This window comes from Colwellia sp. PAMC 21821 (assembly GCF_002077175.1).
Classification (GTDB): Bacteria; Pseudomonadota; Gammaproteobacteria; order Enterobacterales; family Alteromonadaceae; genus Cognaticolwellia.
On the sequence record NZ_CP014943.1, the window covers coordinates 1,924,444 to 1,936,876 of the forward strand.

11 protein-coding genes are annotated in these 12,433 nt (G+C 35.9%); 1 reads left to right on the top strand and 10 read right to left on the bottom strand.

Translation table 11 applies throughout. From position 1 onward, the window contains the following. Positions 1-37: 37 nt before the first annotated feature. The 4 genes from A3Q33_RS08120 to A3Q33_RS08135 all read right to left on the bottom strand — a co-directional run bounded on the left by A3Q33_RS08120 (position 38) and on the right by A3Q33_RS08135 (position 6,028). On the bottom strand, positions 38-3,055 hold the full coding sequence (locus tag A3Q33_RS08120; protein WP_081179514.1) for a sigma 54-interacting transcriptional regulator: 3,018 nt from the start codon (positions 3,053-3,055) through the stop codon (positions 38-40). Continuing rightward, positions 3,055-4,827, bottom strand: a complete 1,773-nt coding sequence (locus A3Q33_RS08125; RefSeq protein ID WP_081179515.1) for a putative bifunctional diguanylate cyclase/phosphodiesterase — start codon at positions 4,825-4,827, stop codon at positions 3,055-3,057. The genes A3Q33_RS08120 and A3Q33_RS08125 overlap by 1 nt, the downstream gene beginning before the upstream one ends. A 559-nt stretch (positions 4,828-5,386) precedes the next feature. Further along, positions 5,387-5,590 (bottom strand): hypothetical protein, encoded by a 204-nt coding sequence (locus A3Q33_RS21135; protein WP_502687243.1) that lies wholly within the window; start codon positions 5,588-5,590, stop codon positions 5,387-5,389. 267 nt (positions 5,591-5,857) lie between these two features. Further along, the gene (locus A3Q33_RS08135) at positions 5,858-6,028 is read right to left on the bottom strand and encodes a DUF1328 family protein (protein WP_081179517.1); all 171 of its coding nucleotides are present in this window, start codon (positions 6,026-6,028) and stop codon (positions 5,858-5,860) included. A 448-nt stretch (positions 6,029-6,476) separates the two neighbouring features. On the opposite strand from A3Q33_RS08135, the gene A3Q33_RS08140 reads away from it, so the two are divergent. Further along, complete coding sequence (locus A3Q33_RS08140; RefSeq protein ID WP_081179518.1) at positions 6,477-6,857, top strand: VOC family protein; 381 nt, start codon at positions 6,477-6,479, stop codon at positions 6,855-6,857. A 172-nt stretch (positions 6,858-7,029) separates the two neighbouring features. Here the strand turns inward: A3Q33_RS08140 and A3Q33_RS08145 are convergent, their stop codons facing one another. From A3Q33_RS08145 to A3Q33_RS08170, 6 genes are all read right to left on the bottom strand, one after another. Then, positions 7,030-8,418 (bottom strand): NAD-dependent succinate-semialdehyde dehydrogenase, encoded by a 1,389-nt coding sequence (locus tag A3Q33_RS08145; RefSeq protein ID WP_081179519.1) that lies wholly within the window; start codon positions 8,416-8,418, stop codon positions 7,030-7,032. A gap of 452 nt (positions 8,419-8,870) precedes the next feature. Further along, the gene (locus tag A3Q33_RS08150) at positions 8,871-9,506 is read right to left on the bottom strand and encodes an SDR family oxidoreductase (protein ID WP_081179520.1); all 636 of its coding nucleotides are present in this window, start codon (positions 9,504-9,506) and stop codon (positions 8,871-8,873) included. Between the two features lie 75 nt (positions 9,507-9,581). Beyond that, a complete protein-coding gene (locus A3Q33_RS08155) occupies positions 9,582-10,004 on the bottom strand; it encodes an MAPEG family protein (protein ID WP_081179521.1) in 423 nt (140 codons plus the stop codon). A gap of 480 nt (positions 10,005-10,484) precedes the next feature. Next, positions 10,485-10,733: a hypothetical protein gene (locus tag A3Q33_RS08160; protein ID WP_081179522.1), complete on the bottom strand. Its 249-nt coding sequence runs from the start codon at positions 10,731-10,733 to the stop codon at positions 10,485-10,487. A gap of 10 nt (positions 10,734-10,743) precedes the next feature. After that, a complete protein-coding gene (locus tag A3Q33_RS08165) occupies positions 10,744-10,920 on the bottom strand; it encodes a DUF1328 family protein (RefSeq protein ID WP_081179523.1) in 177 nt (58 codons plus the stop codon). A 536-nt stretch (positions 10,921-11,456) separates the two neighbouring features. Continuing rightward, positions 11,457-12,245, bottom strand: coding sequence for a DUF8692 domain-containing protein (locus A3Q33_RS08170; RefSeq protein WP_081179524.1), 789 nt, complete (start codon positions 12,243-12,245; stop codon positions 11,457-11,459). Positions 12,246-12,433 lie beyond the last annotated feature (188 nt).

Genomic DNA, 12,433 nt, shown 5'->3' on the forward strand with positions numbered 1-12,433 from the left:
CAACTAGACGAGGAAGTAGTTGGCAAAAAAAGTTAAGTTAAACTCGAATCTGTTGCAAAATTTTGCGCAATGTTGGTTGGGTTACATTAAGTAACTGTGCTTTTTGTTGTTGGCTAATCTCTTGTTTCATAACAATTTCATGCAATGTAACTTCAATGGTTGACCAAAGTGTAGTATTGCAATGTGCGGTTAACAGTTGCTGTAACATATTATCGCATTCACTTTCTAGCTCACCTAGCGGCGCTAAACTGAGATCTAAGCCTTTAAGTTTAGTATAGCGACGACGCAAAGTAGATTCTGACTGGTCTAATTGCAGAGCTACTTGATACAAGCTTCCCCATTTAGCTAAACATACACTTAACCACTGTAATTCTAACCAAGCACTTACCGGAAATAAGCGTACTTGCTGCAAGGCGATAGCGATTAACTGATTAATTAAATTAGCTATATCGGGCTGATTCATGAAGCTAGCATCTGATTCATTAACACTAACCAAATGACTGGCTGAACCTAAATGGCTACCTGTCTCTGTAAGATATTCTTGTTCTTGAATATTTAAATGAGCGACATCAACTAATTGTTTATCACAAAGAATAGCCGCACGCATGATAATGTTTCTTAACTCTCGAACATTGCCGGGCCATGAATATGCTTGCAATATTTTTATTGCCGCTGGGGTAAAGTCGATAATCTCTTTACTGTATTGTTGGCTGAATTTGACTAAAAAATGACGACAAAGTAACAAGGCGTCATTTCCTCTTTTATGTAATGGAGGTAAATTAACGGTAAACACATTAATACGATAGTAGAGGTCGGATCGAAATCGCCCCATGGCCACTTCATCTAATAAATTTCGGTTAGTCGCTAATACGAGTCGAACATCAACTTTGCGCACACGTTGATCACCCACAGCCACATAAGTTTTTTCTTGTACAAAACGTAAAAGTTTTGATTGAATATCGAGTGGTAATTCTCCGACCTCATCTAAAAAAAGAGTGCCACCATCGGCTTGTGCGATCATGCCAGGTTGGTCACTTGTTGCGCCTGTAAACGCGCCTTTTCTATGGCCAAATAATTCACTTTCAATTAAATGTTCAACAATAGTACTACAATCTAAGGTTATAAAAGGCTTTTCTAGCAAAGCACTATGATTATGTATTTGTCGCGCAATAATTTCTTTACCGGTACCTGACTCGCCAATGATCAGCACTGATGCATCAGTGGGCGCAACTAACTGCACTTGCTGCATAACGTTACGCATTGCTGCAGATTCAAAGAGCAATTCATGTTGATCGCCCATAGTTTTATGAGCAATAACCGATCTGCGTTGGTCATTTTCAAGCAGAATAATGCGATCAATAGCGGTGGCTAAGTTGGGTGTAACTTGCTGTAATTGTGCATTGTACTTTTCAGCGTTGCTTTGCTCGCTCAGTGGCCATCGTAATAATATCATCCCCAAACATTGATTACGGGTAAACAATGGCACGATAGCTTGGCAAAATAATCCAATGGGCTGCAGCGGCGCATCTATTAAGTTCTTCAAACTATCGACGTTAATGTTTGTATTGACCCAGTGATGTACGCTTTCCACATCTATATTTTTCTGAGCTGTACTGCAAGATGAGTTAATTAATTTCTGGTTTTTAACTTGGTATAGCCCAGCATATTCGCAGTGCATTCCTGCCGTTAGTGTTTGGCAAATTTGCTTTGAAAAAGTTTCGAGTGAATGGGTATTACCAATTAATCGAATTAAATCCCACTGTAAGGAAAGTAATCTAAAATCATCTTCAGGCGCTTCTGAAAACTTGCCACTCATACGGTCTAAATTAGCAATGATATTGGCGTCAAATTTTGGTTCCCAAGCCACCAACTTGCCGCCACCAATACTACGAGCGGCTTGCAAAGCGGTATTGGCTCGTCGAAACAGCTCTAAAGGTGATTGTTCTCCCAGCTGCTCTTCTGAATTAAGTGTTGCTAAGCCAAAACTAAAATCTACATTCAGCTTTTTCTGAGTAAATGACTTATTAACCAACATTTGCCTTACTCTAGCTGCTAGTGCTTGACCTTGCTGTTCATTGGTCTCAGGCAAATTTGCCGCAAAAACTACACCGCTATAACGACTAACAAAATCAGCTGTGCGTAATAAGTCAGTTAAACTAAGCATAATTTCACTCAGTACTTGGTCACCTAACTCACGACCATACTGTTGATTAAATTTAGCTAAATCATCAGGATTAATAAGTAACAAAGTGACTGGTTCATTATGTACTGCGAGCTGCTCTAACCATTCTTGACTCTGCCACGTTGCTACTTGCCGCATAATGAGTAAATTTTCATTATTGCGCAATGAACCAACAAACCCATCAACTATTATCACGGTATTTTCCAACTGAATTGGAAAAGGCGGCAATCTAGTCATCGCGCCAGAACGCTCGAGGTCAGCAAAAATATTTTTCATACGCTTTTTGGCGGTATCTGACGGTATTTGTAGGTAAGAAAGTAGGTCTTTACCTATTGCAGAAGTACAAGAGTCACCCATTAATGCCGACAGTTCAGCATTAATTTCAGTTATGCTTCCTGCTGAACTTAATGTAATCACTAATTCGCCTAAACATTCAGACAGTAAGGCAAACTTATGCTCTGTATGTTGTTTAGCCCGAAAAATGTCATCCTGCCGTACTAGTAAAGATAAAATAGGCAGTAAAGCTTGTTCATTTCGCCAATCGATAAACCAATGTTCTTTTAATGATAGCGTTTGGTCGTGCTGCTGCGGGTTCTCTGCTAGCCAAAATACTTGCTGGTCTTGTAGGTTAAATCGTTTAATAAGCCTGTCAGCATGTGAATTATTTTGGCATACGACTAATATTGATGACCCAATGTTATTATTTTTCGACAACGACAACTTTTGCAACTGCATGCCTGAACTAGTAATGTGCTGTTGTAATTCATTTAACATGTCGGTGTATTCACGACTTATCTCAAGGTCACTATCAACATAAAGCACAATATTATTTTTATCATGAGTTAAAGCGTTGGTGTTTGGCAGTTTATTCATTATTTATTTTGCATAAGATGAGTAAAGTTTTGCTTTAACAGCGGTGTCACTTTTTCAGCATTCAAAGGACGAGAAAACAAATACCCTTGCAACAATAAATGTTGAGTGTTTTTCAATATTTCTAATTGTGCCGGCTCTTCTATACCTTCGGCAATTACCCCAAGATTCAAACTTTTAGCTAAGGCTAAAATTGCTTCTACAATAGCAATATCATCGGGTGCGGAATTAACATCACACATAAAAGAACGATCGATTTTGAGAATATCTATCGGGAATTTTTTCAAATAACTCAACGAAGAGTAGCCGGTACCAAAATCATCAACCGCCAAAGTTACACCTAAATCTTTTAGCTCTATTAAGCGGTTAATATTTTCTTCAGCGTCACTCATAATTACCGACTCGGTCAACTCTAACTCGAGTAAATGCGGAGGTAAGTTATATATATTGAGTGTTTGCGCGACAATTTGAGTAAAGTTTGCTTGCCTAAACTGGTGACCCGATACATTAACGGCGACTCGCACTTCGTTACCGTTGTCTAGCCATTGTTTAGCTTGCTTACAACTCTGTTGAAGTACTAAGAGCCCTAGTTCATTAATTAAGCCGGTTTCTTCTGCAATTGGAATAAACTCATCGGGTGGAATTATGCCTCCGGCTACGGGTAACCATCTTACAAGCGCTTCAACACTAACAATATTGCCTGTTTTTGCACAAATTTGCGGTTGATAAAAAGGAAGTATTTCACCTGATTTAAGTGCCATACGCAGATCTTGTTCGAGCTGTAAAAGCGCGGCCGCGGTTGCATTCATTGAGTCACAGTAAAACTTAAAACAACTGCGCCCAGCTTCTTTGGCGGAATACATTGCTGTGTCAGCATTTTTTAGTAATAGTTCGGCAGTATCACCATCGTTGGGAAACATCGAAATACCAATGCTGGGGGTGATCACTACTTCATATTGCTCTAACTTAAATGGTTTAACAAAACTTTGAATAACACGTTCAGCAACCAGCATAGCTTCATTGGCATTGCTCAACTTACTTAAAAAAATGGTAAACTCATCACCGCCAAAACTCGACAACTGACCGTTGCTCATAAGTTCTTCATCACCAATTTGGGAAAAAACATCACTATCTCTCATGTTTTCTTGTAGCCGATGAGCAACTTTGCGCAGTAACTTATCACCAATACTATGCCCCATGGTATCGTTGATTCGCTTAAACCTATCTAAATCTATGTATAACATAGCCGCCTGATAGTTGTTGCGACGAGCCATGGCTAAAAAGCGTTGTAGATCTTTTAATAACAAGAGCCTATTAGGCAATCCTGTTAACGCATCGTAAAAAGCGAGTTTATGTAGTTCTTTTTGTTGTGACATTTGGTCAGCGAAGGCTTGGCTTGCGCGTAGTATGTACTTTACTCGCTCACCTAGTATTTCCCATTTAATCGGTTTCGCAATAAAGTCTGTTGCGCCAACGGAATAGGATCTATGAATTGAATCTAAATCGTCCGACCCGGTCACCATAATAATGGGAACATGCTTTCCACTTTCAAGGGCACGTATGTGCTCACACACTTCAAAGCCGTTCTTAAGTGGCATAGATACGTCTAGTAAAATTAGGGCAGGCAGGTGTTTTTCGAATTGCTCAATAGCGCGTTGGCCATTTTCAGCTTCAATAACCTCTATGCTGTCGCTGGCAAGTGTTTCTTGCATGATAATTCGAGCAGTGAGGTCGTCATCACTGACTAATATTTTAATTTTCGAATTATTTTGCAACTTAAACACCTCGAATATCTAACAAATAATAATTTATATTGTTTGCATTTCCAGCTATAAAATTAGGTGTTTAACCTAACGTCTGTTTTTACAATAGTATTAGGAGCTTTCGCACTATGGTCATCCAATGCGGTTTACCGTGTAATTATACTTTGCAGAATATTAAAAAATGTAAGAAACATTGTTAATTTCAATATATTTCAGAAAGTTATTAGATCAAAAATAGCATAATAAGCTATTTATAACATCCACTTTTGTAGAGCAGATTTGCAATAATGTGACATATTCATATTATATGATTAAAGAAGTGGTGCTTATTGAGGTTAACGATTGCTTCGAATATGACATCAGCATGAATTTCGAAGAGTTATTAAAGTTTTTTGAACACAATATATTATCGTTCAAATAAAATTTATTAAGCTCATACTTTAGTTAAGTTCACAACAAGTACTATGCAATTTCAACCTGAATTATACTTATGATATATAAAAAATAAAAAGCCCCTGTATTAACAAGGGCTTTTAGTCAAATTGGATTATAGCTTAATTGAAACTATAAATTAGCAATCTTCATCTTCTGCATTTAGACTTTCTTTTGCTTCTTCACAAGCATCTTCAATAGCGTTGCCAGCATCTTTTTTAATGCCACCAAACTTGTTGCTGATACTATTTCTCATATCACTGACTTTTTCGCCGGCATCTTCCATCATATTGCCTGCGTCAGCTTTTAATTCAGTAACTTTCTCGCCAGCATTCTCTTTCATTTCACTGACTTTTTCGCCGGCATTATCCATTACCTTACCAGCGTTTTTTTTGATTTCAGTTACTTTTTCGCCAGCGGCTTCAAGAGCATTACCGGCATCTTCCTTTATTTTACTGACTTTATTACCTGCATCTTTAACTACTTTTTCAACTTTATCTCCGGCTTCTTCTGCTTCTTTTTCACTACAAGCAGTTAAGCCAAATGTTGCTACAAATATAATAAGTGTATTTGATAGCTTTTTAACAAAAGACATCTGTTTTCCCTAAATTTATGGTGATTTACCACGAATTGCATTGGCGAGTAATGAAATAACCAACAATACAACGAAAATAAAAAATATAATTTTGGCAATACCAGCCGCTGCACCAGCTATACCACCAAAACCAAATATTGCTGCGATAATCGCAATAACAAAAAAAGTAAGAGCCCAGCTTAACATAATATATTCTCCATTTATTAAATTATAAACTACTACTGATCTAGTAAGCGATTTTCGCGCCAAGTAAGAACATAAACATAACCAATTGAAAATTAAACACTAACCATAAGGCTGTTTATATTTTACATCATTAATAGAAAGTTAAATGTAATATTTACAGACTAAGCCTAAATAGCTTACATCAAAAAAATATCGCACATGAATCAGCTAGATACATAATTAACTATATTTAATTATGTCAAATAATCAACATTTATCTAAGTTTATCAACAAGCTCATTATATTTTATCCAGTTACTTTAAAGTCCTCGTTTATTCATATTCATAATACACTGATTTTATTTGATTTAATAAAAAGTACGTAAAACCTGGGCATTTACGTCTACAATTTAAAAATTAGGATAAAACAATAGCTGACCTCAAAATATTTAATGTAAGGAATTAGTGAAATGATAACAAATCCTGTGGGTTGGTTTGAAATCTACGTTAACGACTTAGTTCGAGCTAAATTCTTTTATGAGTCTGTGCTCAACACGAGTTTGGAGTCCTTGGGGAACATCACTAATGAAGATATTGAAATGTTAGCTTTCCCATCAAATTTTGATGTTTATGGCGCTGGAGGTGCTCTCGTAAAAATATCTGGTATTAAAGCTGGTGGTAATAGTACGCTTATTTATTTTTCCTGTGATGATTGTGCCGTCGAAGAGTCCCGACTTTTATCGTCTGGCGGAAAAATTCAACGATCAAAAATGTCCATTGGTGACTATGGTTTTATCACACTTGGCATTGATACTGAAGGTAATATATTTGGCCTACATTCACTGAAATAGCATTGATATATAACCACGAATACTCATAATTTTTTTTAATAGTGCTATTTTAAATGAAAAATCAGCATAAGAGCGATAGCAATAAAGACAGCCTATCTAGATAGGTTTAATATAAAAAAGCGCTCAACTTTTATTGAACGCTTTACTTATATCTACTTACTAAACACTTTCTTTACTTTGATGTTGAACGATTAATCATTATAGATTTAACGTTAACAAATTCTTTTAAACCAAAGCCACCATGTTCTCGGCCATAGCCACTATTCTTGACCCCGCCAAACGGGAGATTAGGGCGCGCCAAACCATAACCATTAATGTTAACCATACCGGTATTAAAGTGCTTCACCGCAAGTTCTATAGCGTGTTCCTCGTTTTGAGAGAAAATACCACCGCCTAAGCCATAGCGAGAATCATTAGCAATTCTCATAGCATCTTCATCATCATTGGCCTTGATAAGCGCAGCAACTGGACCAAACAATTCGTCATCGTATGCTGGCATATTCGGGCTCACATTTTCTAAAATAGATGCAGGATAAAAGAAGCCTTTTCCTTCAGGAATTTCACAACCACAAATTACAGTTGCACCACATTTAATAGATTCGCTCACTTGCTCGTGTAATTTTTCACGTAAATCTTTTCTTGCCATAGGCCCTAAGTCTGTATCATCTGCTTTAGGATCACCTAATTTGAGTTGCATCATGGCTTGTTTAAAGCCCTGTTTAAATTTATCATAATTTTTTTCGGTAATGATAAAACGCTTTGCAGAAACACATGTTTCTCCGTTATTAATAACTCGCCCTTTGACACAAGCTTCTATCGCTAAGGGTATATCAGCATCGTCTAAAACCATATAAGCATCGTTGCTACCTAGTTCTAATACTGTCTTTTTACTATGTTTAGCTGCTTCTTCTGCTACTAACTTACCAATTTCATCGCTGCCAGTAAAAGTAACGCCCTTAATATCATCATGACTGATTAGCTTATTGGCTGTTTCGCCATTAATAAGCAACGACTGGTATGCATACTTTGGAAATCCGGCTTGTTCGTAAAGCGATTGAATTTTTTGTGCCATACCAAAAACGTTTGACGCATGTTTCATCACTGTCGTGTTACCGGCAACTACATTAGTAATGCTATATCTTATTACCTGATACAGCGGAAAATTCCATGGTTGAATTCCTAAGATCACGCCTATTGGCTGATAAGTTACTAGCGCTTTCCCCTGTTCATAATCACGCTCTTCATTAGCTAAAGCTTTCTCCGCGATGCTCGCCGTATATTTGCAAATTTCAACGCAAAGCGCCACCTCTTGCTCACCTTGGGATTGAACTTTACCCATTTCGTCAACCATCAGTTGAACTAACTCTTTCTCATTATCTTTTATAACTCGTGCTAGTGAATTAGCTAATTTTACCCTTTCTGCAACGTCGACAAGTTTCCATTTGTTGAAGCATTCGTTAGCATTTTCTACAGCTCCCTTAGCCTCGTCATGCGTCATCAAGGTATATTCTTTTATCTTTTTCTCAGTAAAAGGATTGATCGTTTCTATTGAATTACTCATTAGTTTTCTGACCTCTTATTTGCGTTTGTTAAACAAAGTATTGCAAGGCTAAAGCCACTTTTGCATAACAGTAACTAATTGAATACATTACAAATAAATCAAACACCATTCACGTTATTATATAGTTAGATGAATAATCATGAAAAATATTCATTATTAATTGTGAAATTTACAGGTCGGGATTTCGTAGTAGATATGAAGTAGGGCTAATGATTCTGTATTTTATAAGTTAGTTGTCCAATTGTGATTTAATCTAAAAATTTATAGCGCTTGTTGTCATCAAATTAAATTGACTATTATTTAAATTTTTAAACATGAGCATCAGTTCAAACGTTAGCCCTTGATATAATTAACGCGCACAGAAGTTCGCGTTAATTATATATTTTCATTTCAATTAAGGTTTAACGTGATATTTATATGTATCAATTAACAAGAACTCAAGCTTTAAACTATTATTTGAATGTCTCACTAATGTTTTTACTCCCATTAAAGAGCTCAGTTAAAGTGTTTTCTTTAGACGGATTATTAACAATAAATAACAGTGCTTTCGCTACGTCTTCACGTGTTACTGTAGCATCGCCTTTTTGTGCGGGCCTTTCTGTTGTGAATTTACCTTTAGCATCATCATTGGTTAATGTGCCAGGGCGAACAATGGAGTAATGTAGCCCACTGCGCATCAAATGTTCATCAGCCACATGTTTGGCAATTAAGTAAGGCTGTATACTTTCAGGTCCTGTTGACGGTGCGTCAGCGCCTATTGAACTAACCAATATAAAGTGCTTCACCGCATTTTCTTTTGCATAATCTGCTGATCGGCAAGCCGCCCATAAATCGATCAATATCGTTTTATCTGCCCCTGTTTCACCACCGGATCCAGCAACAAATACTACATTGGTACACTGCTTAAAAGCGTGCCCGAAATTCCCAGTAAGATCAGCTTCAATAACATGTAAATTTTTATCTGTGATATCTGATAATTTACTTTTATCACGAACAAGCGCAACCACATCATTACCATCATTTAGCATAAGTTGAGTAAGTTTTTTTCCAATTTGACCACTTGCACCAATAATTAATGTTTTTTTCATTTTATTTCCTTGCGTTATGTATCTACGACATCTATTTACCACTTAAATTTAAATAACGTCGTGATTTAATAAAACTTAATAATGCATTAACCTTAGTCCAATCAATACCAACATAATTACATTGGCAATGACACCCATTAAGAAGAAGTAACTGCGAGGGCTCGGATTTTTTTCGGTTGCAATAGCATAGTACAACACCATATGGATAATTCTCGAGGCAACATAAACCCATACGCATATCGCAAAAATGGGGCTTTGAAAGTTAAGAACAAAGGCGAAAAGCACGGTACTTACGAATAGTGTACTGTTCTCTAGTGTGTTGTGATATGTACGATGGGCTCTAAATATAAAGCTATCGTGAGATAAGTTTTCGTCCATTTTCCCAGGGATGGCATTTGGTTGCTTTGCCTTGCTATAGGTAGCCACCGCCCACTGAACAAGCACCATCACTAAGTATAGGTAAAACCCCAAATATGCCGAATTACTCACTGCAATCATTATCTTTCCTTATTATCTATTTGTGAATATTAAAAAGCAATTATCATACCGAACATAACTAACTGATATTAACATATATATAGTTCTATCATTATTAATGTCATATAGAAAATACAATCACAGTTGTAAAAAATACTTGCATACTTTGGTACAAATAATTACTCCTTAAACTCCAATTTTCTATCTTAGACTTTCAATATAATTCAAGTAAGGACCCTATTTATAAGCACCATGTTATTCTACAAAATTAATTATTATGCTAGGTAAGCAGTAAAATTTGGAATAATAGTTATCAAATTAACGATAACATTGATTATAGTCGGTTAGGTATTCTAAAAGCAGTCGTACAATCTAAGCTATCTATTTTATGCTGGGAATGGAACTCTCATCGTTTACTCAATGAATAAAATTTGTTCAACAGTTAGCAATAAAAAAAGGCCTGTAAGGCCTTTTTATTTTTTAAAACTGACTAGCTAATAACTAACAATCAGTGTCTTTAGCATTTACGCCTTCTTTTGCGTCTTCACAAGCATCTTCAATGGCATTACCAGCATCCGTTGCCATGTCACCGACTTTATCGCCTGCGTCTTCAACGGCGTTACCAGCGTCATGTACCATTTTATCTACTTTTTCACCGGCTGTTTCAGCTTTGTCGTCACTACATGCAGCTAATCCAAATACTGCTACGAATGTGATAAGTGTTGTTGATAATTTTTTAATAAAAGTCATATTTATTTCCCTAAATTTTTGGTGATTTACCACGAATGGCATTGGCGATTAATGAGATAACCAACAACACAACGAAGATGAAAAATATAATTTTGGCAATACCTGCTGCTGCTCCTGCTATACCACCAAAACCAAATATCGCTGCAATGATCGCAACGACTAAAAATGTAAGTGCCCAGTTCAACATAGTATTCTCCTTTGATTTGTTTAGTTACAAACTACCACTAACTTAATGCTTTATTCGTGCCAACTATATAAAAAATATAAGTCATTGATAAAAATGAAATATAATTAATACCACGTCATTAATACATAATGCAATTTTTAGTTCATTGAAATATTTACAGACTAAGTCTGTATAACTTTCAGCAAAGAACAGTCACAAATGAACATCACAGAAAGATATTAAACAATTGAACTTATAAGTTCTTTTAGACAATATTAGCCAACTATCGAAATAAAAGTAAACTTAAACTAATATCTATATTACTTGATCTCAAGCTATTTGAAATTTTCAAAAAGAACGCTCAATTGAGCGTTCTTTTTGTCAACACAGATACTACTTCAAAACCTGGTCAGTACTTATCTCAATTTACACTGTGAACAGCATCATTTTCTATCTTCCTTATTATCAAACACGATAATAACTTCAACTTTATCATCGGTCTTGAATTTTTTTTCTAATAGCTTTTACTACTGAAAACAAAAAAATGTCTGGTTAATTTAATTCTCTGAGCCAACAAGTTTGAATTTAATACCATCTGCAACATATGCAAAATAAGACAAAAAGCCAATCCAGAGTAAGGTTGTACCCAGCATTTCTAAGAACTCTTCTACTACTTTAAATGTATGTGATACAAAATAGGCGCGCTCTATTTCAAAGTAGTCTTGAACTAATTTGTAGTAAGTGTCTACTTCATCTAGGCCTTCAACAAAATCAAGACTTTGAGCTACTATCCAACAACCAAACCCTAAAAAAAGATATCTAAACAGGTTTAATTTCCAAAACTCCATCCATAAAAATAAGGCTATAGCTAAACCGCACAATGCGAATATAGGGGCAATAAAGGTATGCCAAGAAAAAGAAGGGTTTTGCAATAAAAGGCCTACCACGTCGCCTTGCTCGCTATTACCACTTTTGGCCATTCGTTCTAATACACCACCCAACTTTTCATGGATTGCAGCAAAATCATCTATACCGATGAAGAGAAAAAACAAACCGATCAATATCCAGCCGCAAGTTTTAAAGGTAGAAATATGACGTTTTTGAACTGCAGCGATTAATAATACTGTTACTCCTAACAGTTGCGCTTGAATAGACGAAAACCAAGTAGGAATAGAATTTTCTCTAGCAACATTCCATATACGACGAAATTGTTTGTCACCCAAGACATCCATATAATTAAAAATATAGTCTAAAGCGACCAGGGTAAATTCAGAAAACAGACAAAACGTAAAAACAATTTTAATCCATTTTTGCATATTTATTTCTTTGATATTATCTTCGGTCATGATCTCTGTCAGCCCTTAATTGTTATAAAAATACAAGCCATCAAGTGTCGATTGATTGTAATCTAAGTTCTTCTTTTGTCAAATAAAACACTTATAAAACAAAAAAAAAGAGTACTCATTTGAGCACTCTTTTTACAACCAAAAAACAACTTTAATACTTCAGATGTTTTTCATCTGTTGCTTATTAT